Source organism: Rhizorhabdus dicambivorans, assembly GCF_002355275.1.
Classification (GTDB): domain Bacteria; phylum Pseudomonadota; class Alphaproteobacteria; order Sphingomonadales; family Sphingomonadaceae; genus Rhizorhabdus; species Rhizorhabdus dicambivorans.
Genome location: NZ_CP023449.1, coordinates 1,228,546 through 1,251,155 on the forward strand (window position 1 = coordinate 1,228,546; position 22,610 = coordinate 1,251,155).

At 67.6% G+C, this 22,610-nt stretch carries 19 protein-coding genes; 8 read left to right on the plus strand and 11 right to left on the minus strand.

Features of this window, described 5'->3' with window-relative positions:
* Positions 1 to 171: 171 nt before the first annotated feature.
* Genes CMV14_RS05880 through CMV14_RS05890 form a run of 3 tightly spaced genes read right to left on the minus strand, consistent with a single transcriptional unit; the run spans position 172 to position 3,300 of the window.
* Complete coding sequence (locus CMV14_RS05880) at positions 172 to 930, minus strand: MarR family winged helix-turn-helix transcriptional regulator (RefSeq protein WP_066968842.1); 759 nt, start codon at positions 928 to 930, stop codon at positions 172 to 174.
* Between the two features lie 32 nt (positions 931 to 962).
* Complete coding sequence (locus tag CMV14_RS05885) at positions 963 to 2,090, minus strand: acyl-CoA dehydrogenase family protein (RefSeq protein ID WP_066968840.1); 1,128 nt, start codon at positions 2,088 to 2,090, stop codon at positions 963 to 965.
* A gap of 10 nt (positions 2,091 to 2,100) precedes the next feature.
* Positions 2,101 to 3,300: an acyl-CoA dehydrogenase family protein gene (locus CMV14_RS05890; RefSeq protein WP_066968838.1), complete on the minus strand. Its 1,200-nt coding sequence runs from the start codon at positions 3,298 to 3,300 to the stop codon at positions 2,101 to 2,103.
* A gap of 44 nt (positions 3,301 to 3,344) precedes the next feature.
* Between CMV14_RS05890 and CMV14_RS05895 the strand changes: the two genes are divergently transcribed.
* Positions 3,345 to 4,211 (plus strand): SDR family NAD(P)-dependent oxidoreductase, encoded by an 867-nt coding sequence (locus tag CMV14_RS05895; protein ID WP_238147207.1) that lies wholly within the window; start codon positions 3,345 to 3,347, stop codon positions 4,209 to 4,211.
* 62 nt (positions 4,212 to 4,273) lie between these two features.
* Here CMV14_RS05895 and CMV14_RS05900 read toward each other — a convergent pair whose 3' ends face one another.
* Positions 4,274 to 5,950, minus strand: coding sequence for a GMC family oxidoreductase (locus CMV14_RS05900; RefSeq protein WP_066968836.1), 1,677 nt, complete (start codon positions 5,948 to 5,950; stop codon positions 4,274 to 4,276).
* Positions 5,951 to 6,118: 168 nt separating this feature from the next.
* Here CMV14_RS05900 and CMV14_RS05905 point away from each other — a divergent pair, with 168 nt between their 5' ends.
* The 6 genes from CMV14_RS05905 to CMV14_RS05930 all read left to right on the plus strand — a co-directional run bounded on the left by CMV14_RS05905 (position 6,119) and on the right by CMV14_RS05930 (position 14,448).
* Positions 6,119 to 6,919 carry an SDR family NAD(P)-dependent oxidoreductase gene (locus CMV14_RS05905; RefSeq protein WP_066968869.1) on the plus strand — a complete coding sequence of 267 codons (801 nt, stop codon included), beginning with the start codon at positions 6,119 to 6,121 and terminating at the stop codon, positions 6,917 to 6,919.
* A gap of 7 nt (positions 6,920 to 6,926) precedes the next feature.
* On the plus strand, positions 6,927 to 9,269 hold the full coding sequence (locus CMV14_RS05910) for an arylsulfatase (protein WP_066968834.1): 2,343 nt from the start codon (positions 6,927 to 6,929) through the stop codon (positions 9,267 to 9,269).
* Positions 9,269 to 10,744 carry an aldehyde dehydrogenase gene (locus CMV14_RS05915; protein ID WP_066968831.1) on the plus strand — a complete coding sequence of 492 codons (1,476 nt, stop codon included), beginning with the start codon at positions 9,269 to 9,271 and terminating at the stop codon, positions 10,742 to 10,744. Before CMV14_RS05910 ends, CMV14_RS05915 begins: the two co-directional genes overlap by 1 nt.
* 86 nt (positions 10,745 to 10,830) lie before the next feature.
* The gene (locus CMV14_RS05920) at positions 10,831 to 12,126 is read left to right on the plus strand and encodes an MFS transporter (RefSeq protein ID WP_238147282.1); all 1,296 of its coding nucleotides are present in this window, start codon (positions 10,831 to 10,833) and stop codon (positions 12,124 to 12,126) included.
* A complete protein-coding gene (locus CMV14_RS05925; RefSeq protein WP_066968828.1) occupies positions 12,123 to 13,691 on the plus strand; it encodes an AMP-binding protein in 1,569 nt (522 codons plus the stop codon). Before CMV14_RS05920 ends, CMV14_RS05925 begins: the two co-directional genes overlap by 4 nt.
* Before the next feature lie 10 nt (positions 13,692 to 13,701).
* Positions 13,702 to 14,448: an enoyl-CoA hydratase-related protein gene (locus CMV14_RS05930; protein WP_066968826.1), complete on the plus strand. Its 747-nt coding sequence runs from the start codon at positions 13,702 to 13,704 to the stop codon at positions 14,446 to 14,448.
* Positions 14,449 to 14,557: 109 nt separating this feature from the next.
* On the opposite strand, the gene CMV14_RS05935 is transcribed toward CMV14_RS05930, so the two are convergent.
* From CMV14_RS05935 to CMV14_RS05960, 6 genes are all read right to left on the minus strand, one after another.
* The gene (locus CMV14_RS05935) at positions 14,558 to 15,664 is read right to left on the minus strand and encodes an amidohydrolase family protein (protein ID WP_066968823.1); all 1,107 of its coding nucleotides are present in this window, start codon (positions 15,662 to 15,664) and stop codon (positions 14,558 to 14,560) included.
* 272 nt (positions 15,665 to 15,936) lie between these two features.
* The gene (locus CMV14_RS05940) at positions 15,937 to 16,938 is read right to left on the minus strand and encodes an NAD(P)H-dependent flavin oxidoreductase (protein WP_066968821.1); all 1,002 of its coding nucleotides are present in this window, start codon (positions 16,936 to 16,938) and stop codon (positions 15,937 to 15,939) included.
* A complete protein-coding gene (locus tag CMV14_RS05945) occupies positions 16,935 to 17,720 on the minus strand; it encodes an enoyl-CoA hydratase/isomerase family protein (RefSeq protein WP_066968818.1) in 786 nt (261 codons plus the stop codon). The genes CMV14_RS05940 and CMV14_RS05945 overlap by 4 nt, the downstream gene beginning before the upstream one ends.
* The gene (locus tag CMV14_RS05950; RefSeq protein ID WP_066968815.1) at positions 17,717 to 18,478 is read right to left on the minus strand and encodes an SDR family NAD(P)-dependent oxidoreductase; all 762 of its coding nucleotides are present in this window, start codon (positions 18,476 to 18,478) and stop codon (positions 17,717 to 17,719) included. Before CMV14_RS05950 ends, CMV14_RS05945 begins: the two co-directional genes overlap by 4 nt.
* A 32-nt stretch (positions 18,479 to 18,510) precedes the next feature.
* Positions 18,511 to 19,695 (minus strand): acetyl-CoA C-acyltransferase, encoded by a 1,185-nt coding sequence (locus tag CMV14_RS05955; RefSeq protein ID WP_066968813.1) that lies wholly within the window; start codon positions 19,693 to 19,695, stop codon positions 18,511 to 18,513.
* Between the two features lie 38 nt (positions 19,696 to 19,733).
* Positions 19,734 to 20,858 carry an acyl-CoA dehydrogenase family protein gene (locus CMV14_RS05960; protein ID WP_066968867.1) on the minus strand — a complete coding sequence of 375 codons (1,125 nt, stop codon included), beginning with the start codon at positions 20,856 to 20,858 and terminating at the stop codon, positions 19,734 to 19,736.
* A gap of 71 nt (positions 20,859 to 20,929) precedes the next feature.
* On the opposite strand from CMV14_RS05960, the gene CMV14_RS05965 reads away from it, so the two are divergent.
* The gene (locus tag CMV14_RS05965) at positions 20,930 to 21,568 is read left to right on the plus strand and encodes a TetR/AcrR family transcriptional regulator (RefSeq protein WP_066968812.1); all 639 of its coding nucleotides are present in this window, start codon (positions 20,930 to 20,932) and stop codon (positions 21,566 to 21,568) included.
* 36 nt (positions 21,569 to 21,604) lie between these two features.
* On the opposite strand, the gene CMV14_RS05970 is transcribed toward CMV14_RS05965, so the two are convergent.
* Complete coding sequence (locus CMV14_RS05970; RefSeq protein ID WP_066968810.1) at positions 21,605 to 22,609, minus strand: inorganic phosphate transporter; 1,005 nt, start codon at positions 22,607 to 22,609, stop codon at positions 21,605 to 21,607.
* Between the last annotated feature and the right edge of the window lies 1 nt (position 22,610).

The window sequence follows — 22,610 nt, forward strand, 5'->3', positions numbered from 1 at the left end:
GGCCGGGCTGCCGCCGGCCGTTGATTCGCTTATAGGAAACTTCACCTAGTTTCTCAATTGAGCGGCAAAAACGTCGGACAGTCCATCGTATATGTGAACGAATATGCAATATGCAGGGAGATATAAGCGGCTGACCAAGGGATTTCAGTTCCAATAAAAGAACGTTTGTTCTTAATTATCTCTCTCGTCCGCGTCGATCAGCGCCTGTGCGGTCTGCAATCCGTCCATCATCACCCGATAGTCCCGCTCGGACAGGTCCATCGGCCACATGATGTGGGGCGAATGGCGGTCGAGCTCGACCAGCCGTCGGAGCAGGGCGACGCCGCTAGCGGTCAGCTGGACCAGCATGCCGCGCCGGTCGTCGGGATTGGGGACGCGTTCGATCAGGCCGAGCGCGAGCAGCCGTTCGAGCCGCTTGGCGACCCCGGCCAGTGAGATCACGAAATGCCGCTTGAGCGCGGTCGGCGCCAGCGCGTGCGGCGGCCCCGCGCGGAACAGAGTATCGAGCACCAGTACCTCGCCCGCGCTCAGCCCCTCGCTGGCGGCGGTCCGGGCCAGTCCGGCCTCGATGCTGCGCGCGAGCCGCAGCAGCCGCACCGTCATCATATAGGCGCGGGTCAGTTCGCGGTCGTAGCCGGTCGACCAACGCTCCATCGCCTCGTCGAGTTCGGGCTCCTGCGCTGCGGGAACGGGGTGGGTGTCACCGGCGACGCGGAATGCGGGGCCGGGGCGCAGCCGCCGGTCGGGCGACCAGGCGAGCACCCCGGCCTCCACCAGTTCGCCCACCCGCCGCGCGGCGGAGGATTTGCTGGCATAGCCCCATAGGCGGGCGAGCCCGGCCATCGACGGAATGGTGCCGTGGCGGGCGTGATGCGCCTCGATCGCCCTTTGGCTCTCGTCGATATGCGGTGCGACCGCCCTGCGTCCCATCCGCCTATATTGGCCTCGCCGAGGCCGCGATGCTAGGCGAAGATGCTGTCGCCGAAGCGCTCGGTGTGGCGGATCAGGTCGCCATATTGCTTTTCGAGGCTCATCAGCCGGCGGAAATAATGGCTGACCGCATATTCGTCGGTCAGGCCATAGCCGCCATGGACCTGGATGCCGTTGCGCGAGACCAGCTGGCCGGCCTCGCCGATGACGATCCGCGCGGCGGAGAGGGCGGCGGCGCGCTCGGCGGCGGGCTTATCGCCAGTGGCGATCGCATGGTAGAGCATCGAGCGCGCCTGGTGCGTCGCCACGAACATGTCGGCCGATATGTGCTGGATCGCCTGGAAGGAGCCGATCGCGACGCCGAACTGCTTGCGCTCCTTCGCATAGTCGCCGCAGATGCGGATGCAGGCCTCCATCGCCCCCACCGCCTGCGCCATCAGCGCAACGCTGGCGCGATGGATCGCCTCGTCGAGCACCGCTTCGCCGCTATTGCCGCCAACCAGCAGCGCGCTGGCGGGCAGGCGGACGTCGGTGAGCCGGATATCGGCGGCGCGGGTGCCGTCGATCAGCGGATAATGGTCCGCCTGCACGCCCTCGGCCTCGGCCCGGACAAGGAACAGCGCGACGCCGTCCTCCCCCTCGATGCGCGCCGAGACGATCAGTCGCGCCGCGCTTGCCGCGTCGGCCACCATCAGCTTGGCGCCCGACAGGCTGAAGCCGTCGGCGGTCCGCCGCGCGGTCGCGGCCACCGCGCCGGTGGCGAGGGGATCGGCGCCCGGCTCCTGATGGGCGAGTGCGATGCGCAAGGCGCCGGTGGCGATCTCGCCCATCAGCTCGGCGGCGGCACTTTCGTCGGCGGCGTGCTTCAATATCTGGGTCGCGAGCACCACCGAACTGACATAGGGCTCGGTCGCCAGCGCTTTGCCGAGGGCGATGTTGAGCAGCGCGACATCCTCGACGCTGCCGTCCAGTCCGCCCGCCGCCTCCGGCAGGGGCAGCGCCAGCCAGCCGAGCTCGGCGAACTGCGCCCAGCGGGCCTCGTCGAAGCCGAGCGCATTGTGGCGCTGTTCGCGCCAATATTCGACGCCCGCGCTGTCGGCCAGCAGCCGTTCGGCGCTGTCGAGCAGCATCGTCTGAATGTCGGACTTGGCGAAATCCATTTGGCGATCCTCAGAGTCCGTAGGCCAGCTTGGCGAGGATGTTCTTCTGCACCTGCTTGGAGCCGCCATAGATGGTGGCGGCGCGCGCGATCAGGGCGATGGTGGTGCGGCCGGGCGCATAGTCGGGCCAGTCGGCGCTCGGCGTGGGGGCATCCGGGGTCGGCTCATAGTAGCGCAGCGACTTGGCGCCGAGCGCGTCGACCTGGAGCATGGTGATCTCCTGCTGCAGCTCGGACCCGCGTATCTTCAGCACCGAGGCGGCGGCTGCCTCGGGGAAGCCGGTCTCCTCATGCGCCAGTACCCGCAGCACCGACCATTCGAGCGCCAGCAGATCGGCCTGCACCCGGGCGAAGCGGGCGCGGAAGGCGGGATCGTCACACACCCGCCGGCCGCCCACGGTCTCACCCCGGGCGATCTCCTTCGCCCGATCCAGTTCCCGCTTGCTCCAGTAGATGAAGCTGGAGGTGGTGCGTTCATGCTCCAGCAGGAATTTGGCGTAGGTCCAGCCCATGCCGGGCTCGCCCACCAGCTGGTCGGCCGGCACCTCGACATTGTCGAGGAACACCTCGCAGAGATGCGCCTCGCCGTTGATCTGCGGGATCTGCCGCACGGTGACGCCGGGGCTGTCCATGTTGATGATGAGGAAGGAGATGCCGCGCTGTGGCTTCACATTCTTGTCGGTGCGCACCAGGAAGAAGCCCCAGCGGGCATGTGCCGCGCCGCTGGTCCAGATTTTCTGGCCGTTGACGATATATTTGTCGCCCTGCAGTTCGGCCGAGGTGCGCAGCGAGGCGAGGTCGGATCCGGATCCCGGCTCGGAGAAGCCCTGCGCCCAATAGGTCTCGCCATTGCGGATCATCGGCATGAAGTGCTCGCGTTGCGCGGGCGAACCGAAGGTGTAGAGCACCGGCCCCAGCATATGGGTGCCGCCCCAGTCGAATTCCGGCGCGTCGGCGGCGTAGAGTTCCTCGTTGAAGATGAACAGCTGCTGCGGGGTCCAGCCGCAGCCGCCATGCTCGACCGGCCAGTGCGCGACGGCGCGGCCATGGCGGTTCAGGATGCGCATCCATTCCTGCTGGTCCGCGATGGTCGCATTGTTCATGATCTTGGTGCGTTGGCGCGCCTTCATCTCGGGCGGTAGCACCTCGGCGATGAAGGCCCGGATTTCCTGGCGGAACCTGTCCAGTTCCGGATCGTGCAGCAGTTCCATCGAAAGTCCCCGGCGTGCTGGACGCGAACAATATCGCTCAATCCATGGCGCCGGCTCCGGCGAGGCGCAAGCAGGGGGAAGCTCCCATCACCAGTGCGATGGAGCAGGGCGCGCGGTTTGACAGGGCGGCGTCGCGGCGATGCTATGTCGGCATGGAGAATGCCGATAGCCTGATCTGGATTTCGGGTGCGACCGAGGGAATCGGCCTCGGCCTGTCGCGCAATATCCCTTATGCGGACGCGCGGGTTATCAACCTGTCGCGCCGCGCCCATCCCGCGATCGAAAGCGTCCCTCTCGACCTTGCCGAGCCGGAAAGCTGGGCGACGGTGGAGGCGCATTTCCGCTCGACGCTCGCCGGCTTTCGGGGGCGGCGCGCGATCTTCATCCAGAATGCGCATCTCAAGGGGCTCACCGGTTTCGCGGGCGAGGTCCCTGTCGAGGATTATGCCCGCGACATCACCGCCAACATGACCGCGCCGATCCGGCTCGGCGAAGCCTTCCTGCGCGCGGTGATCGACAGCGGTTTCGGGGGCGAGGCGGGGCTGGTGATGATGTCCTCGGCCTCGGCCCGGTCGCCCTATGAAGGGCAGTCTGTATATTGCGCGGGCAAGGCGGCCCTGGAGATGTGGGTCCGGGTGGTGCGGCGCGAACTGGCGCAGCGCGGGCGCGACCATATCTGGGTGACGGCGGTACGCCCCGGCTTCGTCGATACCGGGCTCACCCGCCATGTCGCGGCGATGGCCGATCGCGACTATCCGGTCGCGTCGATGCTCCGCGGGCAGATCGAGCGTGGCGAAGGGGTGATGGATGTCGACACCGCCGCGCGGCATATCTGGGCGGCGCTGCCGACCGACCGGTCGCTGCTGCTGTTCGGCGAGCAGGTTCAGGTCGATCGCGGGAGCGCGACATGAGCGATTTTCGGTCGCGAGCCGTGCCGCCTTCGTCACTGGCGGAGTGAGCGGTTCGTTAGAACCTAGCGCGCATCGAGCAGGATCAGGTCTGATGCCTTCTCCGCGATCATCACCGTCGCGGCGTGGGTGTTGCCGGAGACGATGTTGGGCATCACCGAGGCGTCGACCACGCGCAGTCTCTCGACGCCGTTGACTTGGAGGGTGGGGGAGACCACCGCGTCGGGCCCGACGCCCATCGCGCAGGTGCAGCTCTGGTGATAGCCGGTCGACCCGCTCGCCCGCGCGAAGGCGAGCAGCGCCTCATGGCTGTCGGCCTCGGCGCCGGGTGTCAGCTCATGGTCGAAATAGGGGGCGAGCGCCGGGCTGTGCATGATCCGCCGCGCCCAGACCAGCGATCCCACCTGGGCGCGCTGATCGGCTTCGTCCGCGAGGTAGTTTGGCTTGATCGCGGGATGATCGCGATAGTCGGGCGTGGTGATGTGGATCGACCCGCGCGAGCGCGGCCGCATCACATAGCCGCCCACCGTCATGCCCGGCTCGCGCTCCATCGACATGGTGCCATGCTTGGCGAGGCCGACGAAATCGACCGTCGCCGGGCTGGCGAAGAATTGGATGTCGGGCAGGTCGAGCGCCGGATCGGACTTGAGGAAGGCGGTGAGGTTCGATCCGCCAAGCGCGAGCAGGCCGCTCCGCCCGAAGGCGTAACGCAGCATCTGCCCGGCGAGGCGGACGCCGCGCGACAGTTCGTTGAAGCCGGCGCTGCCCGGCTTCATCCGCGCGCGCACCATCGAGGCGTAATGGTCCTGGAGGTTCTCGCCCACCCTGGGGCTGTCGGCGACAACCTCGATGCCCAGCGCCCGCAGCCGCTCGCCGCTTCCGATTCCGGACAGTTCGAGCATCTGGGGTGAGTTGATCGCGCCGCCCGACAGGATCACCTCGCGCCGCGCGCGGACCTGCCTGCGGACCCCGCCATGCACATATTCGACGCCGACCGCCTTCTTCCCCTCGAACAGGATGCGGGTGGCATGGGCGCGGATCACCACCTCCAGATTGGAGCGCTTCATCGCGGGATGGAGATAGGCGACCGCCGCCGATACGCGCACGCCGTTACGGGTGTTCAGGCGGACGCGGGCAACGCCCTCGCGCGTGGTGCCGTTCAGATCGTCAGCGACGGGGGCGCCGGCCTCCTCGAAGGCCCTGGTCATCACGTCGAGCATCGGATGCTTCATCGGCACGTCGCTGACGTGGAGCGGCCCCGGCTGCGCCTCGCTGATCTGGCCTTCGCCATGCTGATGCTCGATGCGGCGGAAATAGGGCTCGACATCGTCCCACGACCAGCCTTCGCAGCCCAGTTGCCGCCAGCCCTGATAATCCTCGGGCAGGCCGCGCACCCACAGCATGCCGTTGATCGAGGAGGAGCCGCCCAGCACCTTGCCGCGCGGGAAGCTGTGCTGCCGCCCCTCGGTGCCGGGATCGGGATCGGTCATGTAGTTCCAGTTGACCTTGGGGTCCTTCAGCATCCGCGTGAAGCCGGCGGGCATGTGGATGTTGATGTCGGCGATGGCCTGGGCCGGATCGAGCAGGTTGCGGCTCGGCCGGTCGTCGGCGCCGGCCTCGAGCACCACCACCTTGTGGCGACCGTCGGCGCTCAGCCGGTTGGCGAGCACGCAGCCCGCCGATCCGGCGCCGATGATCACATAATCGGCCTCGCCGCCGTCCTCTATGCGCCCGCCCGCCATCGTCCGTCTCCTGTGTCGGTTCGCCGATGTGCCGTGCGATCGGGGCCGGGCTCAAGCAGATTGCCGCGCGCGGCTGCGGACATCGCCAATATGATGGATGCGCAAGGGGGATCGGTAACCGGCCCGGTCGAGGGCTATGTCGGTCGCATTGCAGAAGAAGAGGATAAGATGACGGCGCTTTTTTCGCTGGAGGGGCGGACCGCGATGGTCACGGGCGCGTCGCGTGGGCTGGGCCGCGCCATCGCGCTGGGGCTGGCCGATGCCGGCGCTTCGCTGATCCTGGCCGCGCGCGACGAGCAAAAGCTCGGCGAGGTCGCCGACGAGGTTCGGGCGCGGGGGCGCGAGGCGCGGGTGATCGCATTCGACCTCGCCAGTCCGGCCTCGGTCGAGGCCGCCGCCGGCCGGCTGGTCGCGGAAGGCGCGCCGATCGATATCCTCGTCAACAATGGCGGCATCGCCGAATGGGGACCGCTGCACGGTTCGAAACTCGACCATTGGGAACGGACCTTCGACGTCAATGTCTCGGCGATCTACCTGCTCTGCCGCGAGCTTTCGAAGCATATGGTCGCCCAGCAATGGGGGCGGATCATAAACTTCGCCTCCTATGTCGCCGACAGGGGGCGGCCCAACCTGTCGGCCTATGTCGCCAGCAAGCATGCGGTGCTGGGCCTGACCCGCGCAGTCGCCGCCGATCTGGCGCCGCACGGCGTCACCTGCAACGTGATCGCTCCGGGCATCTTCCATACCGACATGTCCGCGCCCACCGCCGGCCACCCGCAGCGCGCCAAGATCTTCCGCGACACGATCGCGATCGGCCGCTTTGGCGATCCGGCCGAGATTGTCGGCCCGGTCCAGTTCCTCGCTTCCGAAGCCTCGCGCTACGTCACTGGCCATATGCTGCCGGTCGACGGCGGCATCGCGAACATATTGTCGCTGCCGGTCGTCGTCGAAGGCGGATCGCTGGACTGAGGGCGCGATGAGCCGCAAACCCGAGCCCCTCTCGCGACGCGAAGCGATCGTCGCCGGCATAGCCTCGTCGGCGGCGGTCGGGGTGGGGCTGTCGCCGGCATCCGCCGAGGCGCGGGCCGAAGGCGATGCTTTCAAGGGTCGTATCGCGCCCGTGATGAGCGCTTCGACTCCCGATATCCGGCATGACCCCGTCCCGGCGCCGGGCAGCCCCAATATCCTGCTGATCATCCTCGACGATGTCGGTTTCGCCGATCTCGGCTGCTATGGCAGCGAGATACCGACGCCGCACATCGACCGGCTGGCGGCTTCGGGCCTGCGCTACACCAATTTTCGCACCACAGGGGTCTGTTCGGCGACCCGCGCCAGCGTGATGACGGGCCTCAACCCGCACAGCGCCGGGATCGGCTGGCTGACCTTCGCCGATTCGGGTTATCCCGGCTATCGCGGCGATCTGGCCGCCGAGGCCACGACGATGGCCGAACATTTCAGCGATGCCGGCTATTGCGCCTATCATGTTGGCAAATGGCATGTGAACCTGGCCGACACCGCCAACGCCGCCGGGCCGACCCGCAACTGGCCCAGCCAGCGTGGCTATGCGCGCAGCTACTGGTTCCAGGGTCATTCGACCGACTATTTCGCGCCCGCCCAGCTCTATGCCGGAAATGAGCGCGTTACCCCGCCGGTCGAGGGCTATTACGCTACCGACGACTTCACCGAGAAGACGCTGGCCTTCCTGCGCGATCATCGCGCCCAGCGCGGGGACAGGCCCTTCCTGCTGACCCTGGCGCATCCCGGCGCCCATTCGCCGCTCCAGGCCCCTCGCGAGGATATCGCCCGGTTCAAGGGTGCCTATGATGCCGGTTGGGACGTGCTGCGCGCCGCGCGGCTGGAGCGGCAGAAGGCGATGGGACTGGTTCCGGCCGACACCGGCCTGCCGCCCGCCAACCCCGGCGTGCCGCGCTGGGAGTCGCTCGATCCGGCCGAGCGCCGGGTGCAGGCGCGCTATATGGAGGTCTATGCGGCGATGATCGCGCGGATCGACGAAGGCGTGGGGCGCATCCTCGACGCGCTCGACGCCTCTGGCGATCGCGACAACACCATCGTCGCGCTGATGTCCGACAACGGCGGCTCACCCGACGGGCGCGGCGGTACCCCCAACCTGCTGGCGATGGTCAATGGTGGCTACAAGCCCGCCGAGGTGGCCGAGCGTCTGGACGCGATCGGCGGGCCGGACAGCTATCCGATGTATTCGCTCGGCTGGGCGTCCGTGTCGAACACGCCGTTCCGGCTCTACAAGCATGATACCCATCTCGGCGGGGTCGCCGATCCGCTGATCCTGAGCTGGCCCGGCAAGGTCGCGGCGCGCGGCGAGACGCGCGGCCAGTTCCTCCACGCGATCGACCTGCTGCCGACGCTGCTCGACGCCGCCGCACTGCCGGCGCGGTCCGCTCGGCCGGGCGCGAAGCCGATCGAGGGCCGGTCAGCGCGGGCAAGCTTTGCCGACCGCGCCGCCCCCGATCCCCGCGACCGGCAATATTTCGAGATGGGCGGGCTCCGCGCGATGCGGCTCGGGTCCTGGCGGATCGTGTCGAAGGGGCGCTTCGGCCTGCCCGGTGACGCGTGGGAATTATATGATGGCGATGCCGATCCCAACGAGACCCGCGACCTCGCCGCCGAACGGCCCGATATCGTCAAGCGGCTCGACCGCGCCTGGACCGTCGAGGCGCGCAAGCATCAGGTCTTCCCGATCGACGACCGATCGCTGTTGGAGCGGTCCTTTGCGGAGCTGTTCCGCGGCGGCGGCAAGGACCATTGGTCGATCATCCCGCCAATCGACCTGATCCCAGAGGAATCCTCACCCAAGCTGCTCGGCCGCGACTTCGAGATCGACATGGCACTGGGCGATGCCGGCCGCCAGGGCGTGCTGTTCGCCCATGGCAACCAGTTCCTGGGCGCCGTCGCCTTCGTCCGCGACGGGCGGGTCTGGTTCGAGCTGCGCTGTGATCCGCATCTGATCGCGCTCGACGCGCCCTGGCCGGCCGATGTGCGGCGGGTGCGCTTCGTCCAGCGGCTGTCGGCGCGGCCGCGCGCCGGGCGGCTGTCGATCCTGATCGACGGGCGCGAGGTGGCGGCGCTGGACAGTGGCCGGCTTCTGCTCGGCATACCGATGCAGGGCCTCCAGATCGGCCGCAACGACGCGGTGCGCGCCAGCCCGCGCTACGCCGGCCCCTTCGCCTTCGATGGACGGATCGACCGCGTCGAGATCCGCACCGACAACCGACCCTATGACAAGGCCGAGATCGCTGCCGCGAGTCGTGCCTATGCCGCGCCTGCAAGGAAGGATAGCTGATGACCGACACGCTGGTGAACCTGTCGAACCCGGAGAAGCTGTTCATCGGCGGCGACTGGGCGGCCTCGTCGGACGGCGGCGGGATCGAGATCGTCTCGCCCTCGACCGAGGAGGTGGTCGGCCGGGTCGGCAAGGCGACGAAGGCGGATATGGATCGGGTCGTCGCGATCGCGCGCCAGGCTTTCGATCATGGCCCCTGGCCGCGTACCACGGGCTCCGAGCGGGCCAAGGTGCTGCGCCGGATTGCCGAGGAGATGACGAAGCGCGCCGACGATTTCGCCCGCGCCTGGTCGCTCCAAGTCGGCATGCCCTATGCCCAGTCGTCTATGACCGCGCCTTATATGGCGGCCTATTTCACCTATTTTGCCGACCTTGCCGAGCAGGGCTTCGAGGAGGTCCGCAAGCCTATGCTGGGTGGCCACTGCATCGTCGTGCGCGAGCCGGCGGGCGTCGTAGTGGCGGTCGTGCCATGGAACGCGCCGCTTGCGACATTGCTACTGAAGGTTGCGCCGGCGCTGGCGGCGGGTTGCGTCGTGATCGCCAAGCCTTCGCCCGAAACCCCCCTCGAGGCGCTGATCCTCGCCGAATGCATCGCTGCCGCCGGGGTGCCCGAAGGGGTGTTCTCGGTCGTCACCGCCGATCGCGAAGTCTCTGATCATCTGATCCGCAATGCCGATGTCGACAAGGTCAGCTTCACCGGTTCGACCGCCGCCGGCCTGCACATCGCGTCGGTGTGCGGCGGCCGGATGGCGCGCGTCACCACTGAGCTGGGCGGCAAGTCCGCCGCGATCATCCTCGACGATGCCGATATCGGCGCGGTCGTCGCCGGGATCATGCCGAATCTGGTCGGCCTGTGCGGCCAGCAATGTGCCGCCTTCAGCCGCATTCTCGTCTCTGCCGCGCGCAAGGCCGAAGTGACCGAGGCGGTCGCGGCGGCGATGCGCGCGGTGACGGTCGGCGATCCCTTCGACCAGGCAACCCAGATGGGTCCGCTCGTCACCCGCAGCCAGCATGGCCGGGTGTTCGGCTATATCGAGAAGGGCAAGGCCGAGGGCGCCCGCCTCGTCACCGGCGGCGGACGGCCGACGCACCTCGCCAGGGGCTGGTTCGTCGAACCGACCTTGTTCGCCGACGCCAGCAACGACATGGTGATCGCGCGCGAGGAGATTTTCGGCCCGGTCGGCACCGTCATCGCCTATGACAGCGAGGAGCAGGCGGTCGCCATCGCCAATGACAGCAATTACGGTCTGTCTGGCGGGGTGTTCACCCAGGACCCCGATCGTGCCTATGCGATGGCACGGCGCATCCGCACCGGCAATTTCGGGCATAATGGCCGGGTGATCGACTTCACCATGCCTTATGGCGGGTTCAAGCAGTCCGGGATCGGCCGCGAGGGCGGGGTCGAGGGGCTGCATGCCTTCACCGAGGTCAAGGCGGTGTTCATGCCCGAACTCCCTTCCCACCTCCGGTCATGAGTGCCGCGCCCGCATCCTCGCCGGCGCATGAGGATTGGCCCGATAACTACGGCTCCCCTGCCGCATGGTGGGCGGTGGCGGTGACGATGATCTTCCAGATCGTCTCGATGATCGACCGGCAGGTGGTGTCGGTACTGATCCCCGAGATGCGCGCGGATCTGGGTCTCAACGATTTCCAGATCAGCATGGTGCAGGGCATGGCCTTCGCGCTGTTCTATGGCGCGATGGGGCTGATCATCGGCGCGCTGGTCGATCGCCATTCGCGGCAGAAGATCATGTTCGCCGGGATCGTGCTGTGGTCGGTGGCGGCGGCGAGCACAGGCTTCGCGCGCAACTATGTCCAGCTGTTCGTCGCGCGGCTGTTCGTCGGTTTCGGCGAGGGGGCGATATCCCCGGCGGCGCAGTCGCTGCTGTCGGGCATCTTCCCGCGCGGCAAGCTGGCGACGCCGATGTCCTGCTTCACCGCCGCGGGGGTGATCGGCATCTCGCTGTCCTACGCGCTGGGCGGCCTGCTGCTCGACCGTTTCACCGCCACCCCGCTCGGTGGTCTGCTGGAGGGGATGGCGCCCTGGCGGCAGGTGCTGGTCGTCACCGGCGCCCCCGGCGTCCTGGTGGCCTTTCTTGCCTTCACCCTGCGCGAGCCGAAGCGGGCAGGCATGCCGCCACCCACCCGGCATGAGGCGAGCTGGGGCAGTTTTTTCGGCTATATCGGCGCCAATGCGCGGCTGATGCTCGGCGTCATCCTCGGTTCGGCGCTGGTCGCGATGATGACCCAGGCGGCGATGTCCTGGACGCCGACCTATGCCCGCCGCGTGCTGGGCATGAGCGCGGGCGAGGTCGGCACGATGATGTCGATCACCGTAGGGCTGGGCGGAGTGGTCGGCGGGATTGCGCTTGGCATCGCGATCGATCACTGGTTCCGGCGCGGAGTGCGCGACGTCGCGCTGCGCGTCCTCGCCTGCGGCAGCCTGGTCATGCCGCCGCTGATCGCTGCCAGTTTCCTGGCCGACGACAGCCGCATCCTGTTCGCGGGGGTTGCGCTGATGATGCTGACGATGGGGGCGATCTTCGGGCCGACCCTGGCGGCGGTACAGATGATTGCGCCCCCCGCGATGCGGGGCCGCTTCGGGGCGCTGTGCGTGCTGGCGTCGAACCTGTTCGGCTTCGCCTTCGGGCCGATGCTGGTCGGCGCGATCACCGATTATGGCTTCGCCGATCCCAACAGAGTGGGGGCCAGCGTGGCGATCGTGCTGGTCGCGGTCTGCCCCTTCGCATCCTGGCTGATCTGGTCGGCGCGCGGCGATTTCGTGCGACGGCTGGACAATGGCTCGCCCGCCCGCCCGGCGGGCGATATGACGGTTCTGAACGAGGTTAGAGCGTGAGCAACACGATACCCGCCCTGCTGCGCGATGCCGCCGCCCGCTACAAGGATCGGGCAGCGCTGGCCTCTGCAACCGATGGCGCGATCAGCTATGCCGATCTCGACCGGCGCGCCGACGAGGTCGCCAAGGCGATGATCGCCGACGGTGCGATGCCGGGCGACCGCGCCGCGATCTGGGCGCCGAACATGTGGGAATGGGTGGCCGCCACGGTCGGCATCCAGCGGGCCGGCGGCGTGATGGTGCCGCTCAACACCCGGCTGAAGGGCGGCGAGGTCGCCGACATCATCCGGCGCGGTGGCGTCTCGCGCCTGTTCGTGATCGGCGATTTCCTGGGCCGCCATTATCCCGAGATGCTGCGCGGCGAGGCGACGCCGGGGCTGCGCCGGACGATCGTGCTGCGCGGCACGCCCGACAAGCTCGGCGCGGGCGAGGAAGGCTGGGAGGATTTCATCGCCCGTGGAGCCACGACCAGCGACGCCGCCCTGGCCGAGCGCGAGGCGGGGGTGACGCCCGACACGCGTGCCGACATCATGTTCACCTCCGGCACCACCGGCGCGCCGAAGGGGGCGATCTTCGATCATCGCCGCTCGCTGGGCGGCGGCCGCGCCTGGGCCAATATCTCGCGCCAGACCGCCGACGATCGCTATTGCGTTTTCGGCCCCTTCTCGCACAACGCCTCCTACAAGGCGGGTTGGGTCGCCGGACTGATGACCGGCAGCACCGTCTATTGGCCCGAGGCCTATGACGCGGTGACGATCCTCGATCTGATCGCTAGCAACCGCATCTCGGTGATGTCGGCGCCGCCGACCGTGTTCCAGGAGGTGCTGGCCCATCCCAATTGGCGCGACTGGGACATCTCCAGCTACCGCTTCCTCTCGACCGGTGCGACGGTCGTCCCGATCGAGTTGATGAAGCGGCTCCAAGCCGAGACGACCATCGCCGAGATCACAACCGGCTACGGCATGACCGAATGCGCGGGATCGGCGACGCATACCCGCCCCGGCGATCCGGTCGAGCGCGTCGCCTATACGGTCGGCGCGGCGATCGAGGGGACCGAGATCAAGCTGGTCGGCCCCGACGGGCGCGAGGTGCCCGTGGGCGAGCCCGGCGAGGTGCTGATCCGCGACGACAAGCTGCTGATCGAATATCTCGACAATCCGGAGGCGACCCGCGCCACCCTCGATGCCGGAGGCTGGCTGCGCTCGGGCGACATCGGCACGCTCGACGCGGAAGGCTATCTTAAGCTCACCGACCGGCTGAAGGACATGTACATCGTCGGCGGATTCAACGTCTATCCGGCCGAGATCGAGAAGCAGATGAGCGGCCTGCCCGGTATCTTCCAGTCGGCGATCGTCGGCGTGCCCGACCAGCGGCTGGGTGAGGTCGGCCATGCCTTCATCGTCCGCTCGGCCGGATCGACCATCACCGCTGAGGAGGTGATCGGCTGGAGCAAGGCGAACCTCGCTAACTACAAGGTACCGCGCGGGGTCACTTTCGTCGACGCGCTGCCGATGAACGCCACCGGCAAGGTGATCAAGTTCGCCCTGCGCGACATGCTGAAATAGGGCAGGCGCGATGGACGCGCCGCTGCTGATCGAGGAAGCGGGCGAGGGGGTGCTGCTGCTGACCCTCAACCGCCCCGCCCAGCGCAACGCGATCGACCTCGATCTGTGCGATGCGCTGTTGGCGGCGCTGGCCCGCTTTCGCGACGAGGATCGCTGGCGCGCCGCGATCCTGACCGGCCAACCCCCCGCCTTCTGCGCGGGGATGGATCTCAAGGCCTTCTCGGCACCGGACGCGCCGCGCCATCGTGTCACCGAGCTGATCCATTCGCTGCCGTCGCTGGGCAAGCCGATCATCGCCGCGGTGAACGGCGCCGCCTATACCGGAGGGCTCGAATTGGCGCTGGCCTGCGACTTCATCCTGGCGGGGGAGGGCGCGCGCTTCGCCGATACCCATGCGAAGATCGGGGCGCTGTCGGGCAGCGGCATGGGATCGCGGCTGCCGCATGCGGTCGGCCTGCGCTTCGCCAAGCAGATGATGCTGGCCTGCCAGCCAATCGACGCGGCGACCGCGCTCCGGGTCGGGCTGGTCAACGAAGTGCTGCCCGCCGATCGGCTGCTGCCGCGCGCGATCGAACTGGCGACGGCGATCGCGGGCCATGATCGGGAACTGGTGCGGCTTGCTCGCGACGTACTCGATCGCGGCAGCGCGGCGACGCTGGGCGAGGCGATCGCGATCGAGCGGGAGGCGCTGGCGAAGCGCAAGGCCGAGGGCGCGATGCGCTGGGAGGCAGGTATTCCCCCAAAAGCGTCATGCTGAACTTGTTTCAGCATCCACTCTTCCACGGGAGTACCGGAGCTGGTGACAAAGTGGACCCTGAACCAAGTTCACGGCGACGAGGTAAACTGCAGAGGCGTGTTGTTGGAACCTAAATCCCCCAGAGCTTAGCCGCTGTGTCGCCGACGATCTGGCGGGCCTTGGCGTCGCCGACCTTGTCGAAGATGCCCTGGACGATCGCTTCGCTGTTGCCCAGGATGCTTTCGGGGTGTGGATAGTCTACCGACCAGAGGATGCGGTCCGCGCCGATCCGGTCGATATTCTCCAGCGCCACATCGTCCTGCATGAAGGTCGCGTAGCAGTTGTTGTGCCAGTACCAGCTCGGCGCATGCGCGATGCGCGGGCGCAACTCGCTGGCATAGTCGCGGGCGATCTTGTCGGCATTTTCCAGCGTCGCCGGAACCCAGCCGGCGCCACCCTCTGTGAACACCAGCTTGAGGCCGGGGAAGCGATCGAAGATGCCCGAGAAGACGAACTGTCCGAACATGCCGGTGAAGGGCATCAGGTTCGCGTTGAGGTTCGCGCCGAGCGAGCCGCGTCCCGAGAATTGGAGATAGGCGCCGATATGGACCGAGAGCGGAAATCCGCTCTCCTCGATCGCCCGCCACATCGGGTCCATCTCGGAACTGTTGTAGCGCATGCCGCGGGGATTGAGCGGGATCTCGATCGCCTTGAAGCCCAGTTCCTTCAGCTTGTGCAGATAGTCGGCGGTCATCTCCGGCTTGAAGAAAGTCGGCAGATAGGCGACCGGAAACAGACGGGTCGGCGCGGCTTCCTTCCACTCCGCCATCCATTCGTTGAACACGTCGATGCAGCGGATGAAGAAGTCCTTGTCCGCCATGCGGATCAGCCCGGCGGCGCGGCCATGATAGACCACCGATGCCTCGACCCCTTCGGCGTCCATGTCGGCCAGCCGTTCGGAGACGTCCCAGAAGCCTTCGCGGCCTTCGTGGAAATCGAAAGGCAGGCCAGGCACGTCATAGGAATCGCCGCCGACCGTCATGTGGAAGCCGGTTTCATCCTTCCAGAATTTCGGCGCGCGATCCTTGTCGGCACCTTTCAGCCGGTCTTCCCACAGGTGTGGCACCTCCAGGACATGGTCGTCGCTGGAGATCAGGCGGACGCCGGCCGGTGGCTGCCAGCTATTGGCGGGGATGACCCGATCCTTCGGCCATGGAGTGGGGGTGACGCTGTTCATCTCTGCCTGTGCTGCCTTGCCTGTTGGGAAGCGACGCCGCGCCGTCTGGCCGGCCGGCGCCGGTTCCAGAACCGTTATCGACAGCCGGGATATTGAGGCGGGTGGGGCCGGGCGGCAATGCGAGACGGCGGTTTTGCGCGGTTTGGGCCGCACAATTCAGAACTCTGATGCTTTTCGCGGAAACCGATATCTTCGTGCAGGCGCAGTGGGTCGCGTGCTTGCGCCGGGCAATCACACCGCATGTCGTCGGGTCGGCTTAGGGCCGGGCGCGGTCAGGCCGCGCGCGAAGCGGCATCCGGGCTCAGGAAGCCGGCGAGGCGTCCGGCGATGATCGCTTCGGCGTCGGCGACGATGCGGCCGATCAGTTCGGCGCAGCTCGGTATGTCGTGGATCAGGCCCTGGACCTGCCCGGCCCACACGAGGCCGGCGTCGACCTCGCCGCTCTCCAGCGCCTCGCGGCCCTTCATGCCGGCGACATAGGGGCGGATATCCTCGAACACGGCGCCGGGCGCCGCCGACAGCTCGATCACCTTGTCCGAAACGCTGTTCTTCGCAACCCGGCCGGTGTTCCTGAACTCTCGGAAGATCAGGTTGGTCGCGCGCTCGTCATTCTCGACAATGAAGCGCTTGACGTTGTCGTGGATCGGCGCTTCGCGCGTCGCGCAGAAGCGGGTGCCCATGTTGATCCCTTCCGCGCCCAGCGCCAGCGCCGCCGCCAGGCCGCGCCCGTCGCCGAAGCCGCCGCTGGCGATCATCGGGATTTTCACCTTGTCGGCCGCCGCCGGGATCAGGATCAGCCCGGGGATGTCGTCCTCGCCAGGATGGCCCGCGCATTCGAAGCCATCGATCGAGATCGCGTCGACCCCCATCCGTTCGGCCGACAGGGCGTGGCGAACGGCGGTGCATTTGTGGACCACCTTGATGCCATGCGCCTTGAAATCGTCGACATGCTCCTGCGGCTTGTAGCCGGCGGTTTCGACGATCTTCACGCCGCTATCGATGATAGCCCTGCGATATTCGGCATAGGGCGGCGGGCTGACCGAGGGCAGGATCGTCAGGTTCACGCCGAAGGGCTTATCGGTCATCGTCCGGCAGCGGTCGATCTCGCGGCGCAGGTCGTCCGGGGTCGGCTGGGTCAGCGCGGTCAATATGCCCAGCCCGCCGGCATTGGACACCGCCGCCGCGAGTTCGGCGCGGCCCACCCACATCATGCCGCCCTGGACGATCGGATGTTCGATGCCGACCAGTTCGGTGAAGCGGGTGGAAATCGTCATTGAGCACCTCTGAAATCGGGTTTGCGTTTGCCGAGGAAGGCGGCGACGCCTTCCTTGCCTTCGACGCTGCTGATGGACGTGGCGATGCCGCGCGCTTCCAGTTCCAGATGGGTTTCCCAGCTGTTGCCGAAACTGGCCAGCAGCAGATCGCGGGTCCGGCCGATCGCACTGGTGGCGCCGGCCGCCAGCTTTCCGGCCACCGCCATGCCCTCGGATATCAGCGCCTCGTCGTCGATGGCGCGGGTGATCAGACCCATGGTCTCGGCTTCCTCGGCGGAGAGCCGTCGGTTGGAGATGATTATTTCTTGCGCGCGGCGCAGGCCGACGAGGCGCGGCAGCAGCCAGGTCAGCCCGCCGTCGGGCGATACGCCCAGCGCGCCATAGGCAGCGCTGAATACCGCCGAACGGGCCGCGAGCACGACGTCACCTGACAGGGCCAGGCCGTAGCCCGCGCCTGCGGCGGGGCCGTTGACCAGCGTGACCAGTGGCTTGTTCATCCGCGCGAGGCGCGACATGGCAAGGTGTAGCTTGCTGGCGAGTTCCCCCACAATCGGGCCGACCTTGTCGCCCGCGGCCGACATTGCCCCGATGTCGCCGCCTGCGCAGAACATCCGGCCGGTACCGGTCAGCACCACGCAGCGGATCGATGCGTCGCCGTCGCACTCGGTCGCCGCTTCGAACAGCGCCTCGCAGAGCGTAAGGTCCAGCGCATTTGCCGCGTCGGGGCGGTTGAGGGTGAGGCGGGCGACATCGCCGTCGCGCTCGAACAGGAGGACGCTCATCGCGGCGCCATCCGGATCGCGCCGTCGAGGCGGATCGTCTCGCCGTTGAGCATCGGATTCTTCAGGATGCTCTCGGCCAGCAGCGCATATTCGCTGGGATCGCCGAGCCGGCTGGGATGGGGCACCTGCTGGCCGAGCGAATCCTGTGCCGCCTGGGGCAGGCCCTTCATCATCGGGGTCAGGAAGATGCCCGGCGCGATCGTCATCACCCGGATCTTGTGCTGGGCAAGGTCGCGGGCCGCGCACAGCGTCAGCCCCGCCACGCCCGCCTTGGACGAGGCATAGGCGGCCTGGCCGATCTGGCCGTCGAACGCGGCCACCGAAGCGGTGTTGATGATCACCCCGCGCTCCTCGCCGATCGGATCGACGGTGATCGCGCGCGCCGCGAATTGCGACAGCGTGTTGAAGGTGCCGATCAGGTTGATCTCGATCACCTTGCGATACTGGTCCAGCGAATGCGGGGTGCCGTCCTTGGCGACGATGCGGGCGGGCGGAGCGATGCCAGCGCAGTTGACCAGCACGCGGGCTACACCATGCTTCGCTTCGGCCTCGGCAATGCCGGCGGCGACGCTGGCCTCGTCGGCGACGTTGACCGACGCGAAATGGCCGCCCAGTTCGGCGGCCGCTGCGGCGCCCACCTCGGCGTTGAGATCGAAGATGGTGACCTTCGCCCCGTTGCTCGCCAGCATCCGGGCCGTTTCGTGGCCCAGGCCGGATGCGCCGCCGGTAACGATCGCGGCAATCCCGTCCAGTCTCATATTCCCATTCCCCTCATTCGTCGCCGATCAGGTCAGACCAGCTCGACAGCCATGGCGGTGGCCTCGCCGCCGCCGATGCACAGGCTCGCCACGCCCTTCTTAAGTCCGCGATTTTGCAGCGCGCCTAGCAAGGTGGCCAGGACGCGGGCACCGCTCGCGCCGATCGGATGGCCCAGCGCGCAGGCACCGCCGTTGACGTTGAGCTTCTCGGCCGGGATCTGCAGGTCCTTGGCGGCGATCATCGCGACCACCGCGAACGCCTCGTTGACCTCGAACAGGTCGACGTCGTCGACCGACCAGCCGGCCTTGGCCAGCGCCTTCTGGATCGCCGGCACCGGCGCGGTGGTGAACAGGCCCGGCTCATGCGCATGGGCGGCATGGCCGACCACCTTCGCGACGATCGGCAGGCCCAGTTCCTTCGCCACGCTCTCGCGGGTCATCACCAGCGCGGCCGCGCCGTCGGAGATCGAAGAGGCGTTGGCGGCGGTGATCGTGCCGTCCTTGGCAAAGGCTGGCTTCAATGTCGGGATCTTGTCGGGGCGGGCCTTGCCGGGCTGCTCGTCGGTGTCGACCACCACCTCGCCGCCCCGGGTCTGCAGCGTCACCGGCACGATCTCGCGGTCGAAGGCGCCGCTGCTGATCGCGGCATTGGCGCGGGCGAGCGAGCGGATCGCGTAATCGTCCTGCTCCTGGCGGGTGAACTGATAGTCGCGCGCCGAATCCTCGGCGAAGGCGCCCATCAGCTTGCCCGGCGTATAGGCGTCCTCGAGCCCGTCGAGATACATCGAATCCTTGATCGCATCATGGCCGATGCGCGCGCCGCCGCGATGCTTGGTCAGCAGATAGGGGGCGTTGGTCATGCTCTCCATGCCGCCCGCGACGATGATGTCGGCGCTGCCGGCGGCGAGCGCGTCATGCGCCATGATCGCCGCCTGCATGCCCGAACCGCACATCTTGTTGACGGTGGTCGCCTCAACCGACTTGGGCAGGCCGGCGCCCAGCGCCGCCTGGCGCGCCGGCGCCTGGCCGAGGCCGCCGGGAAGCACGCAGCCCATAAAGATCTGCTCCACCTTGTCGCCGTCGACTCCGGCGCGCTCGATCGCGGCCTTCACCGCGGCTGCGCCCAGCTCGGTCGCGGATGCGCCCGACAGCACGCCCTGGAAGCCGCCCATCGGGGTGCGGGCATAGGAGGCGATGACGACGGGATCGGTGCTCATGGGAAGGTCCTCGGGTTGGGATTACAGCTGGGTCGGGATTACAGGGCGCGGGCTATCACCATCCGCTGGATGTCGGAGGTACCCTCGTAGATCTGGCAGACGCGGACATCGCGGTAGATCTTGGCGAGCCCGAACTCCTCCAGATAGCCATAGCCGCCCAAGGTCTGGATCGCGCCGGAGACGATCGCCTCGGCGGCCTCCGAGGCGAACAGCTTGGCCATCGAGGCTTCGGTCAGGCATGGCAGCCCGGCATCCTTGATGCTGGCGGCGTGGAGGACGAGCTGGCGGGCGGCCTCCAGCCGGGTGGCGAGATCGGCGAGGCGGAAGCCCACCGCCTGATGCTCGACGATCGGCTTGCCCATGCTGCGGCGATCCTTCGCATAGGCCACGGCGATCTCCAGCGCGGCCTGCGCCATGCCAACGCATTGCGCGGCGATGCCGATCCGGCCCTGCTCGAGATTGGCGAGCGCGATGTTCAGCCCGCGCCCCTCGGCCCCGTAGAGAAGATCATCGGGGACGAACATGTCCTCGAAGCGGATCGCGCAGGTGTCGGACGCGGCCTGGCCCAGCTTGTGTTCGACCTTGTCGACGAGATAGCCGGGCGTGTCGGTGGGCACCAGGAAGCCCGAGATACCTTTCTTGCCGGCGGCGGGATCGGTGACCGCGAACACCATCGCCAGCCCGCCGATCCTGCCCGACGTGATGAACTGCTTGGCCCCGTTCAGCTTCCAGCCGCCGTCGACCTTCACGGCGCGGGTGCGGATCGCCGCCGCGTCGGAGCCGGCATCGGCCTCGGTCAGCGCGAAGGCGCCGATCATCCGGCCGCCGACCAGATCGGGCAGGAAGCGCACCTTCTGCGCCTCGCTGCCTTCCTTGAGCAGGCCACCGACGATCAGGCTGTTCTGGATCGAGATGATCGTCGAGAGCGCGCCGTCCGCTGCCGCGATCTCGATCAGCGATAGCGCGTAGGAGACATAGTCGGCCCCCGCCCCACCCACCGCTTCGGGCGCGACCATGCCGAGCAGGCCGAGGCCGGCCAGTTCCTCGAACAGGCCGTCGGGATAGCCGGCCGCCGCCTCGAAGGCCTGGCTGCGCGGGCGGATCCGGTCCTGCGCGAAGGCGCGCACAGCATCGCGGATTGCCGATTGTGTTTCGGAGAGAATCACGAGAGCCTCGATAATGATCTACTCACGGGTATATTGAATGCTGATGGGTTTTGTGTCAATGGTCGGCGATGGATATCAGGCCTGCAGACGATGGTGCCGCGTCGCCCTTCCGGACGCGCGAGCAGAGGGCGGAGGAGCGCTCGGCCAAGCGCAGGGCGCTTCTCGCGGCGGCGGTGCGGATGTTCAACGAACGCGGCTTCCACGCCACGCTGCTGGAGGATGTGGCGGCGAGCCTGAGCATCTCCAAGCCGACCATCTACCATTATCTGGGCAACAAGGAGCAGGTGCTGCTCGAATGCATCGCCGTCGGCCTGGAGGGCTATTGGTCGGCGATCGAGCAAGCGAGGGCGCTGAACGGCGACGGACTCACCCGGCTGCGCCATTTCCTGCACCTTTACGCGCTGGCCAACATGGAGGATTTTGGCCGCTGCGTGATCCGTACCGGTGCGGAGCCGCTTTCGCCCGAAGGCGCGCGCGGTTTTCGCGAAGCCAAGCGCGCGATCGACGCGGCGATGCGGGACTTCATCGAGCAGGGCCAGGCCGATGGCTCGATCGCGTCCAGCGATCCCAAGATCCTTGCCTTCACCCTGGCCGGCGCGCTCAACTGGCCGGCGCGCTGGCACGTTCCCGGCGGCGAATTGGGCGCCGATGAGATAGCCCGCCAGATGGTCGATATACTGACGAGCGGGCTGGCACCGAGGAGATGACGTCGCCCCCGTCTCGGCCGGGGCGACAGATAATCTCTAGAACAGCCCCACCAGCAGGTAGAAGCCCGCGCCGATCGCCGCTGCCGCCGGCAGCGTGATGACCCAGGCGATGACGATGCTGCCCGCCACGTTCCAGCGCACCGCCGACAGCCGACGCGACGATCCGACGCCCACGATCGCGCCGGTGATGGTGTGGGTGGTCGACACCGGAATGCCCAGCCAGGTCGCGCCGAATAGGGTGATGGCGCCGCCCGTTTCCGCGCAGAAGCCCTGCGCGGGGCTGAGCCGGGTGATCTTCGATCCCATGGTGTGGACGATCTTCCAGCCGCCCATCAGCGTACCCAGGCCCATCGCCGCCTGGCAGGTGATCACCACCCAGAAGGGCACGTGGAACGCCCCGCCGAGCAGCCCCTGCGAATAGAGCAGCACGGCGATGATCCCCATCGTCTTCTGGGCGTCGTTGCCGCCATGGCCGAGCGAATAGAGCGAGGCCGAGACAAGCTGCATCCGGCGATAGCGCCGGTCGGCCGCGGTGGGCGTGGAGCGGACGAACACCCAGCTCGTGATCAGCACCAGCAGCAGCGCCAGCACCAGGCCGATCGTCGGCGACAGCACGATCGCGAAGCTCGTCTTGAGCACGCCCGACAGCACGATCGCGCCGGTCCCCGCCTTGGCGACACCGGCGCCGATCAGCCCGCCGATCAGCGCATGGCTGGACGAGGAGGGGATGCCGAGCAGCCAGGTAATCACGTTCCAGCTGATCGCGCCCATCAGCGCGCCGAAGATCACCTGCGCGTCGACCACCTCGGGGTTGACGATGCCCTTGCCGACCGTCTCGGCGACATGCAGGCCGAAGAACAGGAAGGCGATGAAGTTGAAGAACGCGGCCATCGCCACCGCCTGGTGCGGCTTGAGCACCCGGGTCGACACCACGGTCGCGATCGAGTTGGCGGCGTCGTGCAGGCCGTTGAGGAAGTCGAAGGCCAGCGCGATGCCGATCAGGCCGACCAGCAGCGGAAAGGAGAGGAGGGCGGGTTCCATC